The sequence below is a fragment of the Actinomyces ruminicola genome (assembly GCF_900103885.1).
GTDB classification, from domain to species: Bacteria; Actinomycetota; Actinomycetes; order Actinomycetales; family Actinomycetaceae; genus Actinomyces; species Actinomyces ruminicola.
Window position 1 is genome coordinate 105,909 of record NZ_FNIM01000005.1, and the last position, 24,225, is coordinate 130,133.

Below are 24,225 nucleotides of genomic sequence, written 5' to 3' on the forward strand. Positions count from 1 at the left end.
GTCCTTGCGGGAGCCGCAAGGCCTCAGTCCAGCAGCTCGGCGGCCCGAGAGGGAGCCACGCCGTCGTGCACCACGGCCTTGAGGGCGCGCACCATCTTGGCGGGGTCCTCGGCCTGCCAGATGTTGCGTCCGCAGGTCATGCCCACGCCGCCGGCCTCCATCACCGCGGCCGCCTGCTCCAGGACGTTGATGGGCTTGGGAGCGGGGGCGCCGCCTGCGGCGACGACGGGCGTGGGTACGGCATCGACGACCTGCTTGAACTCCGCGGCGGAGCCGGTGTACCAGGTCTTGACGATGTCGGTGCCGCATTCGGCGGCGGCGCGGGCCGCGTAGACCACGGACTCGGTGGAGCCCTTGCGGTCACCCCACAGCTCCCCCGAGGGGTAGGCGTGGCAGATGACCGGCATGCCCCACTTGTGGGCCTCCTCGGTGGTGGCCGCCATCATCTCCAGCATGGCCACCTGGTTCTCCGAGCCGGCGGAGATGCCGATGGCGAGCGCGTCGGCGCCCAGGCGGATGGCGTCGTGGACGGAGGCGACGGTGGCGTCGTAGGTGGGGTGGAAGTCGACGCAGAAGGTGGAGCCCTTGATGATGAGCGGGACGGTGACGTCGTTGTCCCACAGCAGGTGCCCGGCGATGCCCTTGAAGACGGTGAAGGCGTCGGGCTCGGCCGCAATGATCCGGTTGAAGGTGGACTTGATGTCGGCCAGGCGCGGGGCGACGCCGCGCGGGACGGCCTGGTCGAGGGCCACCGACATCATGCGGCCGTCCGCACCGAGCAGGCGGCGCAGGCGCAATTGGCGGCCGAGGGCGGGGGTGGTGCCGACGGGGTTGAGCGAGTAGATGGACATGATGTTTCTCCTTGTGTGTGTTCCTGTACGGCCCGGTCAGCTGCCGGGTCGGTCGGGTGTGATTGAGCGGAAGAGGGTGCGCTGGCCCGGGCTCGCGTCGGTGACGCGAGTCGGAATGGGGTGTGGGGACGGGCCGGGCCTCAGGCCCAGACATCGACGCCGACGCGCATGTCGGCACCGGAGGCCGCCAAGTCGATGGCCCGGGCGGCGTCATCCAGGGGCAGCTGGGTACCGATCAGGTCGGCCACCTCAAGGCGGCCGTCGTCGATCATCGGCGCCACCTGCTGGAAGTTCTCCAGGCGGCAGGAGGAGGCGCCGACGATCTCGTACTCGTTGTAGTGGATGTCGTTGGCGACGAACTCGAGCTTGGCCTCGGAGTTGAAGCCGGCGAACACGGAGATGCGGGCGCCGGGGGCGAGCACGCCCAGGTAGGGGGTCATGGCCTCGGGGCGCCCGATGGCCATGATGACCACGTCGATGCCGTCGGGGGCGAAGGCCCGGATGCGGTCGGCGATGTCCTCGGAGGGTGTCAGCACGAGGTCAGCGCCGGACTCGCGGGCGATGGCGTGGCGGGCCTGGTTGGGCTCGACGGAGATCACCCGGCTGACGCCCTGCGCCTTTGCCAGGCGGATGTGGATCAGGCCGAGCGGGCCGGCCCCTGCCACCAGGACGGTGTCCGCCCCGGCGACCTTGGCCAGGTTCTGGCCGTTCAGGGCGCAGGAGACCGGTTCGACGATGGCGGCCTCCAGGGCGGATACATTGTTGATCGGGATGAGGTTCTCGCGGGCCCGGGCGGGGACTCGCACGTACTGCGACAGCCCGCCGTCGAGCTGGTAGCCGAAGGCGACGCGGTTGCGGCAGATGTTGGGGTGACCCTTGGCGCAGGCGGAGCAGGTACCGCACGGGACCAGCGGGTAGACGCAGACCTGGTCGCCCATGGACACGCCCTCGGGCAGCTCCCCGTTCACGGCTACCACCTCCCCGGCGAACTCGTGCCCGAGCGTGGAGGGCAGGGTCACGTTGCGGGTCTTGCGGCCGGTGTAGATGCGCACGTCCGTGCCGCACAGGAGGGCCCCGGTCACCTTGAGCAGCACGTCCCCCGGCTCAAGCTGCGGGATCGGAACCTGCTCGATCCGCATGTCGTTCGGAGCGTGCAGTACGGCCTTCCTCATGGTGGCGTTCAGGTCGACGGTCGTGTTGACAGTCATGGTTCTTCCTTGGGATTACGTGAGTTCTGGGTGTCCTGCTCACCGGCGAGCAGGATGGTGGTGGCGCCGTGCTCCTCGAGTGCGTCAAGCTGCTCCTGAGTCGCTCCGGCGTCGGTGATGAGTCCCCATTCGTGGGGCAGCGGGGACCAGTACGGGTAGTCGGTGTCATCGTCGAGCTTGGAGGAGTCGGCGATGATGTATACCTGGGTGGCCTGGCGCAGCATCATCGACTTCAGCCGGGACTGGTCATAGGTGCGGGAGGCGATGCCGCGCTCGGCGCTTACGGCGTCGGCGCCGACGAAGGCGATGTTCCCGTAGATGCGGGACAGGGTCATCTCGGCGTCGCCACCGCAGATGGTCTCGTTGATGCCACGCAGGTTGCCGCCCAGGACGAGCACGTGCACCCGGTCCTGCCCCACCAGCCGGTTGATGCAGCGCAGCCCGTTGGTGACCACGGTGAGCTCGAAGCGGTTGTCGATGGCGGCGGCGATGCGCTCCGCGGTGGAGCCGGCGTCGAGGATGACCAGATCGCCCTCATGCAGCAGGGAGACGGCCACCTGGGCGATCGCCTCCTTCTCGACGACGTTGGAGACCTCGCGCTGCGCCATGGTCATTTCGCGCCGCCCCGGAGCCAGCGAGGCGCCCCCGTAGGTGCGGGAGATGATCTCGTCCTTCTCCAAGAGCGCCAGGTCCCTGCGGATCGTGACCACCGATACGTCCAGGGCCTGGGCCAGCTCATTCACCGACGCGCGCTTGTCCGATCCCTCGCTGAGCATCTCGACGAGTCGGGCGCGCCGCCGCTCCCCCTTGGTGCGAGGCTCGGCTACGACGTTTGCGCGAACGGTGATGGCCATGGCGTCTCCCTGGTCGTTGAGGACTGCTTCTGACCGCATCGTCCCACCTCCTTTCGCTGTTGTGGTTGCGTCGTGTCGTGTCAGCGGCGATGAACCTGTGTGGAGCGTGTCTCTCGGCGTGCACACTCCAGGCCGTTGGCCTCGGCCCGGTTCGCACCCGGCCGGTCGTCTATTCCTGGTCTCACACGGTGACCACGTCCCGGGAGAAGTCGATCTGCTCGACCCTGGGGAGCATGAAGGCGAATACCAGGGCACCGAGGATGCATACGGCCCCGGACAGCAGCAGCGGCAGGCCGAAGGTGCCCGTGGCTCCGTACAGGAAGCCGATGACGATCGGGTTGAGTGCCGAACCGATGTTGGAGAAGAAATTCTGCGTACCGCCCAGCACGCCGACGGTGGACGCAGGCACGAAGTCAGCGGGCAGGCACCAGATGGTGACGATGGTGAACGCGGAGCCGAAGTAAGACACCGACATGAGCGCCAGAGCCAGGCCCGCCGTCGGGACGAAGGCCGCCGCTCCGATGACGGCGCACAGCAGCATGCCGACCACCAAGCAGGTCTTGCGCACACGAGTCACTGACCATCCGCGCTTGAGCAGGGCGTCGTTGACCAGGCCGCCGCTCCAGGAGCCGATGATGGAGCAGATCGGGGGGATCGCCCCGAACAGGCCGAGCTTGAGCAGGTCGAAGCCGCGCTCGTCAACCAAGTAGGTGGGGAACCAGGTGAGGAAGAAGGTCACCGCGAAGTTGACGCAGAAGAAACCGATCATCATGGCCCACACAGCCCGCTTGCGCAGCAGGACGAGCACCGGGATGGCCTTCTCGGTGCCGGCCGCAGCCGCTTCGCGTGCCTCCTCGTCGCGGCCCTCGTTGATGATCGACATCTCCTCCTCGCCGATCCGCCCGACCAGCTCTGGACGGCGGTACAGAGCCCACCAGCCAAGTGCCCACAGGATGCCGAGCACCCCGGCGATCAGGAACACCCAGCGCCATCCCCAAAGGCCGATGATTCCGGCGATGACGGGGGTGGCGATGGCGGAGCCGATGCGCGCGCCCGAGTCGTAGACGGAGGTGGCGCGGGCGCGTTCCCGCTGGGGGAACCACCGAGACACGGTCTTGGCGGAGGCCGGATACGCGCCAGACTCGCCGATGCCCAGTCCTAGACGCAGTCCGAACAGCATGCCGAAGCTGCTGGCCAGGAAGGTGGCGCCGGTGCACACCGACCACACGAACACCGAGGCGCCGAACATCACGCGCTCGCCGAACTTGTCGATCAGTGAGCCGGCGGGAATCTGCATGATCGCGTACGACCAGGAGAAGGCGGACAGGATGAGGCCCTGCTCGCCCGGCGTGATGTCGAAGTCCTTGGTCATGTAGGGCAGCGAGACCGAGATCGCGGAACGGTCGATGTAGTTGATGGCGAGCCCGAAGGCGCAGACAACAGCGACGATCCACCGCCAGTTGGTCTTGCCCGGCCGACGGACCTGGACTCTGGGTGAAGCCGTCATGGATACCTCCTTGCACCTCATCAATGAGCGTTACGATCATTGACTGACTTGATTGCGATCGTTTCGATCGTTCGAACAACGCCATGATCGTCCCGCTCGAGCCGATGCGTCAACCCAGATCGATCTATTCGATCGTTTTTTCGATCGCTTCGATCGTTCGAGATAGCCGACAGTGGGTCTTTTGTCCCACAGAGATGGGCCCATGTCAGCTTCTTGATCGCTCGGATCGGTCCCTGCGGGTCTGGTCGGTCAGCCCGCCCCGGCCGCGGCTGCCCCGAACACTTGGCCCGCCTCCGGCATACTCTCCTGAGCGCCTACTCCCAGAGTCGTCATGGCGCCGGCGCGGGCTGCGCACTCCAGCGCGTGTTCGATGGTCTCGTCTGTGGCCAGGGCGCCACAGAGGGCGCCCACGAAGGAGTCACCCGCACCGGTCGTGTCCACCGCATCGACCCGGCGCGCCGGCACCACCAGTACGCCTCCCGGACCCGCATACACGGCTCCCTGGGCGCCCAGGGTGATGACCACGTTCGGGGCGATCCTCCGCAGCCCCTCCGCCAGTCCGAGCCAACCCGCGACGTCCTGCGGGGCCCGGTTCCGGCCCGCATACCCCAGCGCCTCCTCCTCATTGACGATGAAGTAGTCGAAGAGCCCGAGTAGTTCATCGCCGTTCGAGACATGAGGCGCAGCGTTGATCACGGCGAGAACCTGATGCCTACGCGCCCAGCGTCCCGCCGCAACGACGGCATCGGTCGGGACTTCGTTCTGTGTCAGTATCAGCGCGGGCCGCGGCGCCTCGGTGAGCGCTTCATCGATCATCGCCGCCGTGACGCGGGCGTTGGCACCGGCGATCACGGTGGAGGACACAGTTCCATCCGGCATGCAGTGAACGAAGCCCAGACCCGTCGCTGCACCATCGATCCGGGCGACGTGCATCTCCATACCCAGCAGCTTCAGCCTGTCGACGTATTCGCGTCCGCGGTCATCGGCACCCACTGCCCCGACGAAGGTCACCGGAAGTCCAAGTCGGGCAAGCTGGACCGCCTGGTTGGCGCCCTTCCCACCGAAGCTCATCACTGCGTCGGGCACACAGAGCGTCTCTCCCGGCCTGGGCAGTCGCTCCACCCTCACCGTAAAGTCCGTGTTGAGGCTGCCCACGACCGTGACATTCGGATTTGTTGATGTGGGTGCAGTCATTGCCGACCTCCTCCCAACAGTTCCAACCGCAGCGCCGCCCCCAGGAGCGCGTCCTGAGACTCGATAACCTCCTGGATGTGCTCCCCGTCCCGGCTCTCCAACAGTTTCAGCAGCCTGTTCGTCGCCGCCACGTTTGCGCTTAGTTCACCCGCCGCATCCTCCCGCACCGGGAAGGTATCGAAGTAGATCGGCGCCTGGTACCCGCCGCGCCTGAGCCAGTACAGCAGCTCCAGGGTCTCCCACAGATGGACGGATCCAACGATCATGCCGTCATCGCTACCCCCGTACCCGTCATTGAGATGAATCCCGTAGAGCCTGCCCGCCGCGAGCAGAAGTGCCGCGGCGTGCGCCGGGTAGTCGCGTGCCATGATCATGTGGCAGAAGTCCAGAGTTGCACCCACGTTGGGGCGTTCGATGCGTTCAAGCAGGTAGAGGACGAAGCCGCTACTGGGGATCATGGTGTGAACGCGTTCCTCATAGGGCTTGTACTCGATGCTGAACCGCATGTCAGGGTGCTCGTCGGCGAGCCGCCGGTATACATCCACAAGCCGGTCCGTTGCACTCACGAAGTCCTTCTGGAAGGCGTAGTCGTAGCCGTCGTACCCGAGCCACAGGGTGACCAGGTCGCTACCGAGGAATCTCGCGACATCTACGCCGGTACCGACCAGAGCATAAGCGTCGTCGGCGATCTCCGCCAACGGCCCCGTGAACTCTCCGGCCCGGAACCTGCTCCGGAACCTAACCGCGATCGAGTTAAGTTTCAGACCATGCTGCTTAAGCGCTTCGCTAACGACGTCGAGCCCGTCCGCAAAGTGCTCGGGGTAGTTGAGGTCGACGTACCCGACGCCGTCCACCGCAGCTATCGCGGCGAGCGCTCCCTCAACACTCACGCCCTGTTTTATGTATGAGTTTATTCTAGCCGAGTAGTCCATATCACTTATCCTGTTCCATCAGTGCATCCGCACCAGGGCCTGCACTCCCCCCGACCCCATGTCCTGCTTGTACCGATCTCTGGAGTCTCCCACCGTCCATGCGGTAGAAGTCGGTCGCTGTGCCAGCGAACAGCCGGCGCCGCTCGCCGTCGGAGAAGTCCGCGACCACTGCGGCGAATGCGGAGAACAGCGTCCGCATATCCGAGTAGAGCGAATCGACGGGGAAGTTGCTGCCGAACATCGACCGCTTGACTCCGAACGCGTCAATCGCCGTCAGCAGTGGCCCCCTTATCGACTCCTCAGTCCAGTGGTGATCCGTTGTCCCCAGTGCGGAGAGCTTGACGAAGACGTTCTCGCGCCGGGCGAGCTCACGCAGCCCTCTCCCCCAGTTCCGCAGATACTCCGCGTTGCGGTAAATGGGCATCCCGAGGTGATCGAGAACGATTCGCGTAGACGGGAACGCATCCGCCAACCGTGCCGCGTCGACCAGCTGCCTGGGAAAGATCTGGAGGTCGAAGGACAATCCCAACGACTCGAGCCTGGCGAAGTTCTCTCGCCACGCGGACTCGTTCATGATTCCGTCACGGGCACGATGACTGTAATAGGGATCCGGATCCCAGTTGAGGATGTCCCGCACTCCCCGAATGGTCGAGAACCCCGCATATTCCTCCAGCAGTGCCGGCACAGAGGGGTCCAACAGATCAGCCTTCGCGACTTGCACGCTGTTAGTGCCGGCGAGCACCCCGTCCACCCACTCCGCCTCGCGCAGCGGCGAGGCGGCACCGTTCTCCACCACAACCGACGCACACACAGGTATCCCGGCGCAGTCTGCGCGGTAGTCCTCCATGGAGTAGTCGCGGCGCAGGGCCGTGTCGTCGCCGTGGTACCGCGGAATGGGCTCCCCACTGAGCCAGGGATAACCGTCACTGAGCCGGCACAGGTGGTGGTGCGCGTCGACTACCGGCACGTCAATCATGGTCGACCCCTGAAGCGTCCGCCTCCGTTGCGGGCACGCTGGTCGGCAGCCCCGGTTCTCGAGCTCCGTCCGTTGACCCGTCCAGCTGCTTGGGCCGCTTGGTGCCGCGCCTCATGGCCGGCCAGTTCTTCCCTACTTGGTCGAAGGTGACCGCGACGACCACTACGAGGCCGGTGACGATCTGCTCGTAGAAGCTCGGGACGCTGAGAAGCACGAGGCCATTGGTCAATGCACCGAGAATCAGCGCGCCGATAATCGTCCCCCCGATGCTGCCCTCGCCGCCCATCAGATTGGCGCCGCCGATCACGGAGGAGGCGATCGCCGTCATCTGGTAGGGAGCCCCCGCCTCCGACTGTGCCGCCGAGATGCGGGCAACGACCACCATCCCTCCCAGGCCGGACAAGGTGCCGGCCAGGATATACACCATGATCTTGACGCGGGCGACGTTGACTCCGGAGAGCCAGGCGGTCTCCTCACTGCCGCCCGTTGCGATCACGTTCTGCCCGAACACGGTGCGCCGGAGCAGGAACCAGCAGATGATTGCGCAGATGGCGACGGCCGCTACCGAGGTGGGCACGCCCATGATTCGCGAGTTCAGAATCATGACGAATGGCTTGGGTATGTTGTACACGGGCAAACCGTCGGTCACGACGTACGCCAAGCCTTGAAATATCGACATGGTTCCCAGAGTCGCGATGAATGGTGGTAGCCGCACGAGTGCCACCAGAACTCCATTGACCAAACCGCATAGCGCACCGACCACGAGACCGACCAGGAAACCCAGGTACGGGTTCATTCCCTGGTTGACCATGAGCGCCGCACTGACCATGCCCGACAGGCTCGCTATTGAGCCCACCGACAGGTCGATGCCGCCGGTGATGATGACGAAGGTCATGCCCAGGCCGATGAGACCGTTCACGCAGGCAGAGATGGCGACATCTCGCAGGTTGTCGAGTCCCAGGAACCGGGGGTTGAGTATGCCGAACCCCAGGTAGATCACCAGGGCGGCGATCGCGATGGTGAACGCCTGAGCGTTGATGCGGGAGCGCCAGGCTGCTACGGCGCTGCTGATACTGTTCATATCCGTTCTCATTCCAGAGGTTGGGCCATCGCGTCAGGCGGCATCGTCATCGACACCGACTGCGGCTGCGACGAGGTTTTGTTCGGTGATGTCATTGCCCGAGAACTCGTCGACCACTCGCCCCTCCCTCATGACGAGGGCGCGGTCGCTGAGCGCGATGATCTCGGGCATGTCGGAGGACACGACGACGACGGCGCAGCCCTGACGCGTCAGGTCATCGATGAGCGCGTATATCTCAGCGCGCCCTCCGACATCTACCCCCTTCGTCGGCTCGTCGAAGAGGAAGACACGGGCATTGGTAGTAAGCCACTTGCCGAGAACGATCTTCTGCTGGTTGCCGCCGGAGAAGTCCCGCGCCTTGGCCCTGACGTTCCTGGGTTTCAGGTCGACGGAGGCAGACAGCTTCGTCGCCGCCGCCACCTGTTTGCGCGGGGAAACAGTCCCCATTCGGGATCCCATCATCGCACCATTCGGCAGTGCGAAGTTCTCGTATGCAGAGGTCAGCAGAACCAGCCCCTGGTTCTTCCTGTCCTCGGGAATGAAGGCAATGCCCGCGCGCTTCGCGTCTTCGGGACTCCTTATGCGCCGGACGCGTCCGGCGATCCCCACCTTCGCCTCCGTGCGCGGATCCGCGTGAACGATCGCTCTGAGCAGTTCGGTACGACCAGAGCCGACAAGTCCGGAGATCCCCACGACCTCCCCGCCGCGTACGGCGAAGGAGACAGGGCCGACTCCCTTCGGATGAGTGGCGTCGTCGACAGACAACAGCACCGCACTACCCTCAAGATCACGCTTGGGACGCTGATAGTCGAGCAACTCACGCCCCACCATCGCCCGAACGATGTCGCGGGATGTCGTGTTGGTGATCCTCTCGTCAAAGCTCGCCCGACCGTCGCGCAGAACGACCACCCGATCGGAGATCCTCATGACTTCGTTCATCTTGTGGGAGACGAAGAGGATGCCGATGTTCTTCTCGTGAGCCAGCTGCCGAACACGTTCGATCACGGCGGTGGCGTTCTGCTCCACCATCGCGGTCGTAGGCTCGTCGAGCGCCACGATTCTCGCGCCGAAGGCGAAGGCCCTGGCGATCGTCAAGGCGTGCCTCTCGGCCGGGCTCAGAGTCCTCATGGGCCGGTCGGCACCGAACGCGAACCCCATGCGGCGCACGTCGCTCATCGCGGCCGACACGGCGCCTGACGCGGCTCTGCGGGCGGCGCGCCCCAATCCGATGAGTATGTTCTGCTCCACCGTGAGCTGAGGAACAATGGCGGGTTCCTGATGAGCGATGACAATGCCGTCACGCCGTGCGGACTCAGGGGTGTACTCGCTACGGACCGTGCCCTCAATGGACAGCCGTCCGCGGTCCGGACGCAGTGATCCGCTGAGGATACGCAGGAATGTGCTCTTGCCCGCGCCGTTCTCGCCTGCGAGTGTGAGGACCTCCCCATGATGCAGCTCGAAGGACACGTCGGCCAGGGCCAGCACCCCTGGGAACTGCTTTCGGATCCCCTCGACCCGTAGCAGCGGCTCCGAAGAACTCATGATCGCATCTCCGGACTGCTCACGGCATGCCGGTCAGATAGTCGTTCACGTTCGCCTCATCCACGATGAAGGCGGGAACATCTACGAACGCGGGAACCTTTTCCCCCGCGAGCATCCACAGCGCCACCTTGACGCCGCTGCTGCCCTCTGTGGTCGGACGCTCGGAGACAGTCGCCGTGTACCCGTTGTCATTCGCGATCTCGGTCTTGGCCTGGGGGATGCCGTCGGTTCCCACCAGGATGACCTCCCCCTGCTTCCCCTTCTCCTGGATAGCAGACATCGCGCCCAGGGCCATGGTGTCGTTCTGGCAATAGATGGCCGCCAAGTCGTCATTGGCGGTGAGCATCCCCGCAGCAGTGTCCTTTGCCAGTGCCGTGTCCCATTTGGCGGTGGTCGAAGCAACCAGCTCGATGTTCGGATAGTCCGCTTCAAGCGTCTCCCGGAAGCCCGTGCCGCGGTTCTGGGCGTTGGAGGACCCCGGATCTCCCTCGATCATGGCGACTTTTCCACCGTTCGGAAGCTTCTCCGCGATGTACGCCGCGGCGGTGGCACCGATCGTCGTGGCGTCGGGTCCGACGTAGACGGTGCCCTTCACACTGCTCGCGGCATCGTTCAGGATGATGACAGGGATGCCCTTCCCGATCGCGTCCTCGAAGACGGAATCCAGCGCTGTGGCTGAGATCGGGGACGCCAGGATCGCCGAGCAGCCCGATTTCATCGCCGACTGGGCCTTGTCCAACTGCTCGGTGATGGAGGCCTCGTCGGTGACCGCATAGGTCTCGTACTCGACGCCGTACTCCTGCGCCGCCTGTTCGAAACCATCGCGTTCGAAGCTCCAGTACTCGTTCGATAGGGTTCTGGTGATGTAGCACAACCGGATGTCCGAGCCGGCCGTCGGGGCTCCGAGCTCGTTCTCAATGTCCTCGATGGGTGTCTTGCCATCCGCATCCACCAGGGACACGACATCGACCCCGCCCGCTCCAGCATCCGAACCGGCGTCATCTGCGGGTGAGCAGGCGGCGAGAAGCCCCGTCGCCAGGGTGCCGACGCACAGTGCGGCGAGTGATTTGAATCGAAGGCTGTTCATGTGACCACAACTTCCTCGTTGAAGGCGCCCCGCTTCACTGCGGCTGGCGCTGGTAAGAAAATGATCGCACCGATCATCTTTGGCACACAAGATGCGAGTAACGATCCGTTATGAAACAGTTAGGCGATCAGACCGATCACAGTGATCTTCGCTCCCTCGGGGGATCCGGAGTCACCAGCCTGCAGGATTTCAATGCTCATGCACCCGGTGCGACAATCACCGCAAGCAGTTGCCCCGCCCACCCCGCGGGCGGCGGGCTTACCGTTTCACCACACCGAAGGAGCTTTCGTGCCCGGTCAGAACCTCACCCGCGAGGAGGCAGTGGCACGCGCCGCCGTCGTCTCCACCGACAGCTACGACATCGTCCTCGATCTGTCCGGCGCCGCCGACCCCACCAATGCGACCTTCCGCTCCACCACGACGGTCCGCTTCACCGCCGACCCGGGAGCCTCCACCTTCATCGACCTGATCGCCCCGGTCGTCCACGCGGTGACGCTCAACGGCACCGAGCTGGACCCGAGCCAGGTGTTCGCAGACTCGCGTATCGCGCTGGCGGACCTGCGCGCGGACAACGAGCTGACCGTCGTCGCCGACTGCGCCTACATGCACACCGGCGAGGGGCTGCACCGCTTCACCGACCCGGCAGACGGCGAGACCTACCTGTACACCCAGTTCGAGGTGCCCGACGCCCGCCGCGTGTACACCGTGTTCGAGCAGCCCGATCTGAAGGCGACCTTCCGCTTCACCGTCACCGTTCCCGACGGCTGGACGGTCCTGTCCAACTCCCCCACCCCCGTGCCCGTACCGGCGGCCCCCGGCACGCACACCTTCGCCTTCGCCCCCTGCGAGCGCATCAGCTCCTACATCACCGCGATCGTCGCCGGCCCCTATGTGGGCGCCACCGACGTCTACACCGCCCCCGACGGCCGCACCGTCCCCCTGGGCGTGTACTGCCGCAAGAGCCTGGAGGCGTTCATGGACGCCGAGGAGATCCTGTCGATCACCAAGAGCGGCTTCGCCTACTACGAGGAGCTGTTCGGCACCCCGTACGCCTTCACCAAGTACGACCAGGCCTTCGTGCCCGAGTTCAACGCCGGCGCCATGGAGAACGCCGGCATAGTCACCCACCGCGACGACTACATCTTCCGCTCCCGGCCCGTGCAGGCGCGCGTCGAGCGCCGCGCCGAGACCATCCTCCACGAGCTGGCGCACATGTGGTTCGGGGACATGGTCACCATGAAGTGGTGGGACGACCTGTGGCTGAACGAGTCCTTCGCCGAGTACTGCTCCACGCTCGCCGTCGCCGAGGCCACCCGCTGGACGGACGCCTGGACCACCTTCCAGGTGCTGGAGAAGAACTGGGCCTACAACCAGGATCAGCTCTCCTCCACCCACCCGATCGCCGCGGACATCAACGACCTGCACGACGTGGAGGTCAACTTCGACGGCATCACCTACGCCAAGGGCGCCTCCGTGCTGTCGGCGCTGGTAGCCTACGTGGGGCGCGAGTCCTTCTTCGCCGGCATCAAGAACTACCTGGCGGCCCACGCCTACGCCAACGCCACCCTCGCCGACCTGCTCGGCGAGCTGGAGCGGGTCTCCGGCCGCGACCTGTCGGCCTGGACGCGGGTCTGGCTGCAGGAGGCGGGCGTGACCACGCTGCGCCTGGAGCTGGAAACCGGCGCCGACGGCGTGATCACCTCCGCGGCCGTTCTGCAGGAGATCCCGGCCGGCTCCCCCGCCTCGCAGCGCCCGCACCGGGTGGTGCTGGGCTCCTACTCCCTCGGCGCGCAGGAGCAGATCCTCGAGCGCACCGGCCGCATCGAGCTCGACGTCACCGGAGAGCGCGCCGAGGTACCCGAACTGGTCGGCACCGCCCGCCCCGACGTCCTCCTCCTGAACGACGAGGACCTGACCTACGCCAAGGTGCGCCTGGACGATGCCTCGCTCGCCACCGGCCTGCAGCACGTGGACGCCTTCACCACCTCGCTGCCGCGCTCGCTGCTGGTCGCCAGCGCCTGGGACATGGTGCGTGACGCAGAGTTCCCGGCGGCTGACTTCCTCGCCGCGGCGCTGCGGGCGCTGCGCACCGAGACGCATTCCAGCGTCGTGCAGGGGCTGTTGGCGCGGGTGGCGACCTGCCTGTCGACCTACCTGCCGCCGTCCGTGCGCCGGGACGCGGCCACGGCCACCACCGACACGCTGCTCGACCTGGCGCGCGCCGCCGAGGCGGGCAGTGACAAGCAGCTGCAGCTGGTGCGCGCCGTCGCCGCCCACGCCGCCACCCCCGCCCAGCTCGACGCCGTCGCCGCCTGGCTGGACGGCTCCGCCGCGCTACCGGGCCTGGTGGTGGACCAGGACCTGCGCTGGGAGTTGCTGGTGGGCCTGGTCGCCGCCGGCCGCTGCGGCGAGCCGGAGATCGCCGCCGAGGAGGCGGGCGACCGCACCACTACCGGCCGCGAGCGCGCCGCCCAGGCACGTGCCGCCGTGCCCACGCCGGAGGCGAAGGCCGCCGCGTGGCGCGAGCTGGTCGACAACGCCGCCCTGCCCAATGAGACGCAGGTGAAGATGCTTGCCGGATTCAGCATGGTCGAACGCGCCCCCGAGCTGCTCGTCCCCTACGTCTCCGAGTACGTCAAGGAGGCTGACGGCATCTGGAGCTCGCGCACCTTCCACATGGCCGAGAACCTGCTGTACCGGCTGTGGTCCTGCGCCACCGTGGGCCTGCCCGACGTCGACCCGGCGGCGGCGCTGGAGGACTGGCTCGCCGCCCACGCGGACGCGCCCGCCGCCTTCCGCCGGATCGTGCAGGAGAACCTGGACGACACCCGGCGGGTGCTGAGCGTTCAGGCCTGTTCCCGGCCCGTCGCGGGCTGAGGGGCCTCGGCACGAGATCTTGGAGGAACCGCTATGAGCCTGATAGTGGCCGCACCGCTGGCCGGAACCGTGCTGGCCGCCGCGGATGTGCCGGACCCCGTCTTCGCCGGCGGCATGCTCGGCCCCGGACTCGCCGTCGACCCGGACCGCGCCGGCGGTGGGCAGGTCATCGCGCTCGCGCCCGTCAGCGGGACGATCGCCAAGCTCCACCCGCACGCCTTCATCGTGACCGGCGTCGGGGGCCGCGACGTACTGGTGCACCTGGGCCTGGACACGGTGGAGCTGGGCGGTGCCGGCTTCGCGCTGCACGCCGCCGAGGGGGACCGGGTAACCGCCGGCGACCCGGTGGTCACCTGGTGCCCGGCCGCCGTCGAGGCCGGCGGCCGTAGTCCGATCGTGCCGGTGATCGGGCTGCAGGCGAAGCCCTCACAGCTCACGCCCAGCGCCGTGGGCGCCCGCGTGGCCGCCGGGGCGCCCCTGTTCACCTGGGACGACTGACCGGCACCCCGAGCGTCTTCGCAACCGGTGCCGGTACGTGTCGGGGACGGTCGCCATGACGACCGCCCCCGACACGTACTACGTATTGCCTGGTCCCTCGAGGCTCAGCTGCGGAACTCCTCCCGCACGGAGGTCAGCAGGCTGGCCAGGCGCACATTGTCCGGCAGGTCCTCGACCAGGACGACCTCGCCCGATCCGTCCGCGAGCGGCATCTTCCAGTTGGGGTACTCCTGGTCGGTGCCGGGCTGGTTCTGCGCACGGCGCTCGCCGACGCCGTCGACCAGCGCCACCCCGACCAGCGCCGACGGCGTGCGTACCACATAGCGGTACAGCGCCTCAACGGTCTCACGCTCCGAGGGGTTCTCCCCCAGCAATCCGTGCTCACGCAGCCGGGTCAGCATGCGCTCGCGCTCAATGCGGGCCTCGGTGCGCACCTGTTCGATGGGCTCGGTGAGCAGGCCCAGCCGCTCCCGCAGGGTCACGTGCTCGTCGGCCAGGTATCCGGCGGTGGGCGGCAGATCGTGGGTGTTGACGGTGGACAGCGCCAGGTGCCGGTAGGCGCCCGGCTCCAGCGGTATGCCGTCCTCCTCCTGCTTCTCGAACCAGAGCACGGAGGTGCCCAGCACACCGCGGCTGGCCAGGTACTCGCGCGCCCACGGCTCCACGGTGCCCAAGTCCTCGCCGATGATGACGGCGCCCGCCCGGTGGGCCTCCAGCAGGACGACGCCGATCATCGCCTCGTGGTCGTAGCGCACGTAGGCGCCCTGGTCGGCGCGCAGGCCGTCGGGGATCCACCACAGCCGGAACAGGCCGATGACGTGGTCGATGCGCAGCGCGCCGGCGTGCCGCAGCACGGTGCCGACCATCTCCCGCAGCGGGGCATATGCGGTCTCCGCCAGCCGAACCGGGTTCCACGGCGGCTGAGACCAGTTCTGTCCCAGCTGGTTGTACATGTCCGGCGGGGCACCGACCCCGACGCCGGGAGCGAAGGCGTCCGGTTCGGCCCAGGCGTCCGCACCCCTGGGGTGCACACCGACCGCGAGGTCGTCCATGAGCCCGAGGCTCATGCCCGCAGCCTTCGCCTCGGCCTGGGCACGGCCCAGCTGTTCATCGACGATCCACTGCAGCCACGCGTAGAAGTCGATGCGATCGGCGAGCGTGCGCGCCTCGTTGGCGACGAAGGCGCTGGTGGCGTCCCTGAGGGTGTCGGGCCAGTCCTCGAAGCTCCCGTACTTCTCCATGAGCGCGCACCACAGGGCGAAGCGCTCCAGCCCCTGTCCCTGCTCGGCGCGGAAGCGCTCGAAGTCGCGCTGCCGGGACCGGGAGCGGCCCGCGGCGAAGATGACCTCCAGCGCCTCGCGCTTGGCCTTCCAGGCGGCGTCGCGATCGATGGCGTCGGCGGTGAGGTTCGCGTCGGCGACCTCCTCATACGCCCACTGCACCAGCGAGCGGCGCGGCCCCGACAGTCGGGAGACCTCCAGGATGTTCTCGGGGCGGATGTAGATGGGGTTGACGAAGCGTCGGGTGACCGGCAGGTAGGGCGAGGGGGTCATGGGGCCGACGGGCTCAGCGGCATGCATCGGGTTGATGAGCAGGAAGTCGGCGCCCTCGTCGCCCAGGAACCCGGCCAGCTCGGTGAGGTCGTCGGCGTCGCCGATCCCCCAGGAGCCGCGGGAGCGGATGGAGTACAGCTGGGCCATCACGCCCCAGCCGCGGCCGCCCAGGGAGGCGGGCAGGTCGAGGTGATCCGGCGTGACGGCCAGGGCGGCGGTCGCCGAGTAGGCGCCCTTACCGGCCGGAACGGCGTCGACGTCCGCGATGATCGTGTGCCAGCCCAGAGGCAGGTCGTCGGGAATCACGAAGGAGGCCTGCCCGGTCAGAACGCCGTCCACCTCACGTGGGGCGGTCCAGTCGTCGGCCTGGAGCAGCTGCAGGGTGTCGCCCTCCTCCAGGCTGATGTGCACCTGGACATGGGCGCCGTCGGGCACGTGCACCGGGACGGTCGCCTGCACACCGGCACGCACCACCACGGTTGGCGGCAGGGTGCGCCGCCACGGGGCGACCTCGGCCTCGCGCAGGGAGTCCTCAACCTCCTGGGCATCACCGGCCCTGACGCCCAGGGCCGCCAGCACGGCAACCAGCGTGGTGCGGGAGGGCGCGGCCAGGTTGCCGTGGTAGTCCCAGTACTCGGTGGATACCCCGTGGGCCTCGGCGAGCTGCTTGAGTCGCTCGTCAGGGAGATCGGATGCGGCAGTGGATTCGGTCATTGCGGTTCAGCCTTGTGCTCGGTCGCGCGTGCGCGCGAGGGCGTCCCCGATTGCATGGGGCGCGGGAAGGTTGTTTCAAACGATGCCCCGCCTGCCCGCCTAGGCGACTGCGCGGTCGGCTCGGCCGACAGGAACATCTCTTGCAGCAAGCGTTTCATACGATCCGCGCCGACGCCAGTCGCCCACGCCGCATGTCGGCCGCCTCGTCCCGCCCGTACCGAACCAAGTCGAACGAGACACGTCGACGGCGGCCGGAGCGTGCCCGCCCCGGCCACCCCAGATCAGTCGAGCTCAGCGATTTCCTGGGCAATCGCGTCCGCCGTGGGGCCGACCACCACCTGGACCACCCGGCCGGAGCGGACCACGCCGAAGGCGCCGGTGGCGCGCAGGGCCTCCTCGTCGACCTTGTCCTGATCAATTACCTCGACCCGCAGGCGGGTGATGCAGGGCTCCAGGTCAGAAATGTTCTCGCGCCCGCCCAGGCCGGCGATGATCTCAGCTGCAGTGCTCATGCGTACTCCTCGTTGTACTTCGTGCTCGACGTCACTTTATCGCAGTTCACGGCGCGAGTGCGCATTGCCGGGGACACCGATCGGAGGCGATTCCGCCCAACCCCGCCGTCGCCCGGCGCTTGAGCAGCTGCTTCCACGAGCCACACAGACCGCCTCCGCACCATCCCCCGGCTGTCAATCGTCATTCATCCGATGGCAGAATCGCTCCCCGAAGCACCAAGTCGGTGCACAATGAGCCGTGACACCCGTCTCCATCGCTGTTGAGGAGCACCGTATGGCCCCGTCCGCCGCAACCCCCACCTCTCTTACCGGCATCGGCGTGAGCCCCGGACTCGTCGCCGGGCCCGTCGCCCGCATGGCGCCCGGCATCGCCGAACCCGAGATCGCCACCCTGGAACCGAGCCGGGACATCGACAAGGAGTGCGACCGCATCGCGGCGGCCGCACAGACCGTTAAGAAGGGCCTTGAGCTGTCCGCGGCCGAGGCCAAGGGCGATGGCCGCACCCTCCTGGAGACCACCGCGCAGATGGCCGCCGACCCCACCCTGACCTCCTCCGCACAGGCCATGGTCCGTGAGCGTCGCCTGGTGCCCGAGCGGGCCGTGTGGGAGGCCGCCGGGACGCTCGCCTCCATGCTGGAGTCCCTCGGCGGCTACATGGCCGAGCGCACGCGCGATGTTCAGGATGTGCGCGATCGCATCGTCGCAGTGCTGACCGACTCCCCCATGCCCGGCATCCCCCGCCTGCCCGAGCCCTTCGTGCTGGTGGCCGAAGACCTCGCCCCGGCCGACACGGCCCTGCTGGACCCGGAGAAGGTAGTCGCCTTCGTCACCTCCGAGGGCGGACCGACCTCCCACACCGCGATCCTGGCGCGCGCCCTGGGCATGCCCGCCATCGTGGGCACCGGCTCCGCCGTCACCGACCAGCTGAACGATGGCGACATCGTCCTGGTGGACGGCACCAAGGGCACGATCGTGGTTGATCCGAGCGAGGATCAGCTGCGTCGCGCCCGTGAGCTGGCCAGCCGCGTACGCGTGTTCAATGGGGACGGCGCTACCAAGGACGGCCACGAGGTGCAGCTGCTAGCCAACGTCGGCGACGGCGCTGCTGCGCGCTCCGCCGCGGAGGCCAACGCCATGGGCGTGGGCCTGTTCCGCACCGAGTTCTGCTTCCTGGACCAGCCCGAGGAGCCGAGCGTCGACGACCAGGTCGAGGCATACAAGGCCGTCCTGGAGGCATTCCCGGGCAAGAAGGTGGTTGTGCGCACCCTCGACGCCGGCGCCGACAAGCCCCTGCCCTTCCTCACCGACGCCACCGAAGCCAACCCGGCCCTGGGCGTTCGCGCCTACCGCACCACGCGCCGCGACCCGGAGGTGCTCGACCACCAGTTGGAGGCCCTGGCCAAGGCGGAGGCCGAGACCGAGGCCAAGGTATGGGTCATGGCCCCCATGATCTCAACGGTGGAGGAGGCCAAGGCCTTCACCGAGAAGGCCCGCTCCTACGGCCTTAAGACCGCGGGCATGATGATTGAGGTGCCCTCGGCCGCGATCATGGCAGACAAGATGTTCGAGTACGCCGACTTCGCCTCGATCGGCACCAATGACCTGACCCAGTACGTCATGGCGGCCGACCGTCTGCTCTCCTCGCTGGCCGACCTGTCCACCGCCTGGCAGCCGGCCGTTCTGCGCCTGATCAAGCAGGCCTGCGACGGCGCCGCCCCGCACGGGCGCCCGGTCGGCGTATGCGGTGAGGCCGCCGCGGATCCGGCGCTGGCAACGGTGCTGGTGGGCCTGGGCGTGGCCAGCCTGTCCATGACCGCCCGCGCCCTGCCCGACGTCGACGCGGTCCTGAAGACGGTGGACCTGGCCGAGTGCCAGCGGCTCGCCGGAATCGCCACCGCCTCGGCCACCGGAGACGAGGCCCGGCAGGCGGTGCGCGCCGAGCTGCCGATCCTGGAGGAGTTCGGTCTTTGACGCACCCATACCCCGTTCCCCCCGCCAGCACCGAACCACTGGGTTCGGTAACACGAATCCTCGCTCTGGAGGAGGTGTCCGGCGCGGGGGACGGGGTGGAGGCGTTCATCGGCTCCTCGCTGCCCCAGATCTCCGGACGGATCTACGGCGGGCAGGTCGTCGCCCAGGGCCTGTTGGCGGCGGCCGCCACCATGGTCGACGACGGTGACGGCCCCCGCCAACCGCACTCGGTGCACGCATTCTTCATGCGCGGCGGCAAACCGGGCCAGACGCTGCGCTTCGACGTCGAGCGGATGCACGATGGCCGCTCGTTCTCCCAGCGTCGCACCACCACGACTCAGGACGGCGTGCCGATCCTGACCATGGTCTCCTCCTTCCAGGAGCAGCAGGAGGGTACGGAGGTGCAGCTGGAGGCGCCGGACGTGCCGCGTCCGGAGGAGCTGATCAGCGCCCTGGAGATCTTCCGCTCCATCGATCATCCGGTGGCCAAGTTCCTGGGCCGCACCACCGCCTTCGACATCCGCCACGTGGAGGGCAATATCTACCTGCGCCCGGGAAGACGGGTTGAGGGCCGTCAGCATCTGTGGGTGCGCTCGCGCGGCGCGATTCCGGCGGAGGCCAGCCAGACCGTGCACCGGGCGCTGCTGACTTACATGTGTGACCAGGTCATGCTGGAGCCGGCACTGCGCAGTCAGGGCCTGTCCTGGCGCAGCGAGGGCATGAGCCTGGCGACCCTGGACCACGCCCAGTGGTTCCACCGGGATGTGGATGCGGGCGACTGGCTGCTGTTCGTGCAGGACTCCCCCACCTCCCAGGGCGGGCGCTCCATGGCCCGCGCCGAGGTGTTCGACTCCTCCGGGCGGCTGGTCTCCACCATCGCTCAGGAGGGCATGATCCGCACCCCCACCGCCACCGCGCATGGCAGCGGCGACTGGGCGATTCGCCTGGCCGAGGGCGACGACGGCGGGCCGATTCCGGACGCCTCGGCCTGACCCTGCACGCCCTGCACGTCGGGGACCACTCCCCTCCACACGGGAATCCCTGCGCTGCACTAGCAAACGACATTCCAGGGAAACGGTGACAAACGCAACAGGCTACAACCAAGATCGGACCGAAAACGCCGTTGAAGGACCCTTTCCGCAGGTATGATGCGCAACTGAAACCTGCTGCTGCGGAGCTCCACCGCCGCCCTCCTCACACCCGTGAGCGTCGGGGCGGGGGTGTTTGCGTTCTCGGCAGCCGGTCCCGTTGTTCGTCAACTCCCCTTGCCCGCCTAAGAAAGGAGCATCATGCGCTCCCGCGCAGCTTCGCGTCTTCTGGCTGTGCTCGCCCTGGGAGCACTGGCCCTGGCGATGATCGTCCCCGCGGCGTTCCACACCACGGCACGTGCCGCTGAAGGCAATTGCACCGCTACAACCGAGACCCCTGACATCTCACTCCTCAAAAACGATGAGCCAGTGTCCGCCGAGAACGCGGCGGTCGCCTGGGAAATGCTGAAACTCCAGTTCTCCCTCGATCTCGAGGACGGCCACTGCGCCGGTCAGGCATACACCATCAGCGTTCCCGAGCAGCTTCGGTTCGATTCCGGCACCACCTGGAACCTCAACACCGAGGACGGCGCCACCGCAGCGACCATGACATACATGGGCAGCGAGGACGGCACGCCGGGTCAGGTGGTCATCACTCTGACCGATTACGTTGAGTCCCACCACGACGTCTCGCTGTCCGGCTGGCTCGACACCCGACTCACCAGCGTGATCACCCCCAGCACCACCGAGACACTGACATTCAACACCAATGGGAAGACCACGACTGTTGAGGCCCCCATCGGCGTTTGCGTGGGCAACTGCACCGAAATGCCGAACTATGTCAGCAAGTTCGGTTCTGCCCCGACTCCCGACGCCAACGGCGTGAGCTCCGGGAGCGTCACCATCCAGACCCCGACCATCACCGAGGAGCTGGCCGCAGGAGCCGGTTCCGTGACGGTGGACTGGGCCGACACGCTGACCTCTCCGAACCAGGCTTTCACCTGTGACGCCTCCGCCTACTCCTACACGGGCCGAAATGTGTGGGGTGACCCCACTGGTGGGACCACCGCACAGGTGACGGTCACCAGCTGCACCGACACCACCATGACGGGTACCGTCGTGATTCCCGCCGGTCAGTTTGCTCGCGTCATTCTGCCGATGAGCTTCACCGGCGCCGGCCCCTGGACCGACGACGCCTCGGTGACCCTCGTAAGCAAGACTCTGGAGTCGAGCACCACCGTGGTACTTCGTAACGGCGGCGGGTCCGCCAACGGCAACGTTCCCGCCCCCACTCCGAGTGAGTCCCCGACTCCCAGCGAGTCTCCCACGCCTAGCGAATCGCCGACTCCCACCGAGTCGCCCTCCGCCACTCCCACCGAGTCGGCCACCCCGAGCGAGTCCCCGAGCGCGTCGGAGTCCCCGACCCCCGAGGAGTCCGCCTCGACAACGCCCACTGCCTCGGCCACAACGCCGGCGGCAAGCGCCAGCGTAACCACCGGCGCTCCCGTCGTGCCGACCACTGTCGCCACCACGCCGGCCCGCCCCTCGCTGGCCCGTACCGGCGCCAACAGCCTGGTGCTGGTGCTCGGCGCCGGCTCTCTGCTGATCGCCGGGGCGGTTGCTCTCCAGCGCGCCCGCGCCCGCGAGTGACGCGGTGACACCCCGGACACCGGGCTGATCGCCTCTCAACGGCAAACGGGTGGGGCCACGGATCATTGATCCGTGGCCCCACCCTCATATCTGTGCGGTGCCGCAAGCCTGTTCGCCCAGCGACCTGCAACGCGACTCCATCGCCTCGGGAAAGTCCGCAAGCGGCCTTCCCGCTCGGCTCAGTCGCGCGTGAGCTTCCTATAGGTGACGCGGTGGGGGCGGGCGGCCTCGGCGCCCAGGCGCTTGACCTTGTTCTCCTCGTAGGCGGCGAAGTTCCCCTCGAACCAGTACCAGGAGGCCGGGTTCTCCTCGGTGCCCTCCCAGGCCAGGATGTGGGTGGCCACGCGGTCCAGGAACCAGCGGTCGTGGGTGATGACCACCGAGCAGCCCGCGAAGTTCAGCAGCGCGTTCTCCAGCGAGGACAGGGTCTCGACGTCGAGGTCGTTGGTGGGCTCGTCCAGCAGGATCAGGTTTCCGCCCTGCTTCAGGGTGAGCGCCAGGTTCAGGCGGTTGCGCTCACCACCGGAGAGCACCCCGGCCGGCTTCTGCTGGTCGGCGCCCTTGAAGCCGAAGGAGGCCACGTAGGCGCGCGAGGGCATCTCCACCTGGCCGACCTGGATGTAGTCCAGCCCGTCGGAGACGACCTCCCACAGGGTCTTGTTCGGGTCGATGCCGGCGCGGGTCTGGTCCACGTAGGACAACTTGACCGTCTTGCCGATCTTGAGCTCGCCGCCGTCGAGCGGCTCCAGGCCCACGATCGTCTTGAACAGCGTGGTCTTGCCGACCCCGTTCGGGCCCACGATGCCGACGATGCCGTTGCGCGGCAGCGTGAAGGACAGGTTGTCGATGAGGGTGCGGCCGTCGAAGCCCTTCTTGATGTTGGTGGCCTCCAGGACCTGGTTGCCCAGGCGCGGGCCCGGCGGGATCTGGATCTCCTCGAAGTCGAGCTTGCGGGTGCGCTCGGCCTCGGCGGCCATCTCCTCATAGCGGGCCAGACGCGCCTTGGACTTGGCCTGGCGGCCGCGCGCGGAGGACCGCACCCACTCCAGCTCATCCTTCAGGCGCTTGGCCAGCTTGGCGTCCTTCTTGCCCTGGACCTCCAGGCGCTTCTCCTTGGTCTCCAGGTAGGTGGAGTAGTTGCCCTCATAGGGGTACAGGTGACCGCGGTCGACCTCGGCGATCCACTCGGCCACGTGGTCCAGGAAGTAGCGGTCGTGGGTGACCGCGATGACGGCACCCTTGTATGCCTTCAGGTGCTGCTCGAGCCACAGGACGGACTCGGCGTCGAGGTGGTTGGTGGGCTCGTCCAGGAGCAGCAGGTCGGGGGCCTCCAGCAGCAGCTTGCACAGGGCCACACGGCGGCGCTCGCCACCAGAGAGGTGCTTGACCTCGGCGTCCGGCGGCGGGCAGCGCAGCGCGTCCATGGCCTGCTCCAGCTGCGAGTCCAGGTCCCAGGCATTGGCGGCGTCGAGCTGGTCCTGCAGGGTGCCCATCTCAGCCATCAGGGAGTCAAAGTCGGCGTCCGGGTCAGCCATGGCGGCCGAGATCTCGTTGAACCGGTCGAGCTTGCCCTTGATCTCGGCCACGCCCTCCTCGACGTTGCCGAGCACGGTCTTCTCCTCGTTCAGCGGCGGCTCCTGCAGCAGGATGCCGACGCTGTAGCCCGGGGACAGCCGGGCCTCGCCGTTGGAGGGCTGGTCGATGCCCGCCATGATCTTCAGGATCGAGGACTTGCCGGCGCCGTTGGGGCCGACCATGCCGATCTTGGCTCCCGGGAGGAAAGCCATGGTGACGTCATCCAGGATGACCTTGTCACCGTGCGCCTTGCGCGCCTTGATCATCTGGTAGATGAATTCAGCCACAGGTCTGATACGCCTTTCAAAGGGGTTGCTCGGATTCACTCGCGCCCCGACGACGATGCTCCCCCGACTGCGCCGGGGTGCGGCCCTCGTCGTCGGCACGCACCGCCGCCCAGCCTACGGGAGCCGCGGACCCGGGGCGACGGCGCGGGCCAGTGACGCCGTGCACGTGCGCGGCCGCCGCTGAGCATCGGTTGACGGTTTATCGACATCAAGACCGCGTCGCAAGGCGCGGTCCGAAACACACCTGGAGGCCCGGTCGCCCCGACGATGAGAGAACTCCCAGGTCCCAGGGGGCTCGCGCCGGGACAGACGTGTCCAGATATAGCT

18 protein-coding genes are annotated in these 24,225 nt (G+C 67.4%); 5 read left to right on the forward strand and 13 right to left on the reverse strand.

Annotation, left to right across the window (positions count from 1 at the left end):
• Window positions 1–23 precede the first annotated feature (23 nt).
• From BLR49_RS06180 to BLR49_RS06225, 10 genes are all read right to left on the reverse strand, one after another.
• Window positions 24–851, reverse strand: a complete 828-nt coding sequence (locus BLR49_RS06180) for a class I fructose-bisphosphate aldolase (protein WP_092535060.1) — start codon at window positions 849–851, stop codon at window positions 24–26.
• A gap of 140 nt (window positions 852–991) precedes the next feature.
• A complete protein-coding gene (locus BLR49_RS06185) occupies window positions 992–2,059 on the reverse strand; it encodes an alcohol dehydrogenase catalytic domain-containing protein (RefSeq protein ID WP_218121317.1) in 1,068 nt (355 codons plus the stop codon).
• Window positions 2,056–2,952 carry a DeoR/GlpR family DNA-binding transcription regulator gene (locus BLR49_RS06190; protein WP_092535063.1) on the reverse strand — a complete coding sequence of 299 codons (897 nt, stop codon included), beginning with the start codon at window positions 2,950–2,952 and terminating at the stop codon, window positions 2,056–2,058. The genes BLR49_RS06185 and BLR49_RS06190 overlap by 4 nt, the downstream gene beginning before the upstream one ends.
• A gap of 142 nt (window positions 2,953–3,094) precedes the next feature.
• Window positions 3,095–4,420: an MFS transporter gene (locus BLR49_RS06195; protein WP_092535065.1), complete on the reverse strand. Its 1,326-nt coding sequence runs from the start codon at window positions 4,418–4,420 to the stop codon at window positions 3,095–3,097.
• Between the two features lie 249 nt (window positions 4,421–4,669).
• Window positions 4,670–5,614, reverse strand: coding sequence for a ribokinase (locus BLR49_RS06200; protein ID WP_092535068.1), 945 nt, complete (start codon window positions 5,612–5,614; stop codon window positions 4,670–4,672).
• Window positions 5,611–6,546 carry a sugar phosphate isomerase/epimerase family protein gene (locus BLR49_RS06205; RefSeq protein WP_092535071.1) on the reverse strand — a complete coding sequence of 312 codons (936 nt, stop codon included), beginning with the start codon at window positions 6,544–6,546 and terminating at the stop codon, window positions 5,611–5,613. Before BLR49_RS06205 ends, BLR49_RS06200 begins: the two co-directional genes overlap by 4 nt.
• 1 nt (window position 6,547) lies before the next feature.
• Window positions 6,548–7,522 carry an amidohydrolase family protein gene (locus BLR49_RS06210; protein ID WP_092535074.1) on the reverse strand — a complete coding sequence of 325 codons (975 nt, stop codon included), beginning with the start codon at window positions 7,520–7,522 and terminating at the stop codon, window positions 6,548–6,550.
• Window positions 7,515–8,603: an ABC transporter permease gene (locus tag BLR49_RS06215; RefSeq protein ID WP_176765795.1), complete on the reverse strand. Its 1,089-nt coding sequence runs from the start codon at window positions 8,601–8,603 to the stop codon at window positions 7,515–7,517. The genes BLR49_RS06210 and BLR49_RS06215 overlap by 8 nt, the downstream gene beginning before the upstream one ends.
• A gap of 33 nt (window positions 8,604–8,636) precedes the next feature.
• Window positions 8,637–10,145: a sugar ABC transporter ATP-binding protein gene (locus BLR49_RS06220; RefSeq protein ID WP_092535080.1), complete on the reverse strand. Its 1,509-nt coding sequence runs from the start codon at window positions 10,143–10,145 to the stop codon at window positions 8,637–8,639.
• A gap of 19 nt (window positions 10,146–10,164) precedes the next feature.
• Entirely contained in the window at window positions 10,165–11,232 is a 1,068-nt protein-coding gene (locus BLR49_RS06225; RefSeq protein ID WP_092535083.1) for a substrate-binding domain-containing protein, read from the reverse strand.
• A 288-nt stretch (window positions 11,233–11,520) separates the two neighbouring features.
• Between BLR49_RS06225 and pepN the strand changes: the two genes are divergently transcribed.
• Together pepN and BLR49_RS06235 are read left to right on the forward strand one after the other, a co-directional pair.
• Complete coding sequence (pepN, locus tag BLR49_RS06230) at window positions 11,521–14,109, forward strand: aminopeptidase N (RefSeq protein ID WP_092535086.1); 2,589 nt, start codon at window positions 11,521–11,523, stop codon at window positions 14,107–14,109.
• Between the two features lie 33 nt (window positions 14,110–14,142).
• Window positions 14,143–14,607, forward strand: coding sequence for a PTS sugar transporter subunit IIA (locus BLR49_RS06235; protein ID WP_092535089.1), 465 nt, complete (start codon window positions 14,143–14,145; stop codon window positions 14,605–14,607).
• A 104-nt stretch (window positions 14,608–14,711) separates the two neighbouring features.
• Here BLR49_RS06235 and malQ read toward each other — a convergent pair whose 3' ends face one another.
• Entirely contained in the window at window positions 14,712–16,874 is a 2,163-nt protein-coding gene (gene malQ / locus BLR49_RS06240) for a 4-alpha-glucanotransferase (protein ID WP_092535092.1), read from the reverse strand.
• Window positions 16,875–17,155: 281 nt separating this feature from the next.
• Window positions 17,156–17,386, reverse strand: a complete 231-nt coding sequence (locus BLR49_RS06245) for a PTS sugar transporter subunit IIB (protein ID WP_092535095.1) — start codon at window positions 17,384–17,386, stop codon at window positions 17,156–17,158.
• Window positions 17,387–17,660: 274 nt separating this feature from the next.
• Between BLR49_RS06245 and ptsP the strand changes: the two genes are divergently transcribed.
• From ptsP to BLR49_RS06260, 3 genes are all read left to right on the forward strand, one after another.
• Complete coding sequence (ptsP, locus tag BLR49_RS06250; protein WP_092535098.1) at window positions 17,661–19,358, forward strand: phosphoenolpyruvate--protein phosphotransferase; 1,698 nt, start codon at window positions 17,661–17,663, stop codon at window positions 19,356–19,358.
• On the forward strand, window positions 19,355–20,350 hold the full coding sequence (locus BLR49_RS06255) for an acyl-CoA thioesterase (protein WP_092535101.1): 996 nt from the start codon (window positions 19,355–19,357) through the stop codon (window positions 20,348–20,350). The genes ptsP and BLR49_RS06255 overlap by 4 nt, the downstream gene beginning before the upstream one ends.
• Window positions 20,351–20,647: 297 nt before the next feature.
• Window positions 20,648–22,036 carry an Ig-like domain-containing protein gene (locus BLR49_RS06260; protein ID WP_092535104.1) on the forward strand — a complete coding sequence of 463 codons (1,389 nt, stop codon included), beginning with the start codon at window positions 20,648–20,650 and terminating at the stop codon, window positions 22,034–22,036.
• Window positions 22,037–22,215: 179 nt separating this feature from the next.
• Here the strand turns inward: BLR49_RS06260 and ettA are convergent, their stop codons facing one another.
• Entirely contained in the window at window positions 22,216–23,898 is a 1,683-nt protein-coding gene (gene ettA / locus BLR49_RS06265) for an energy-dependent translational throttle protein EttA (protein ID WP_086614176.1), read from the reverse strand.
• Window positions 23,899–24,225: the final 327 nt, after the last annotated feature.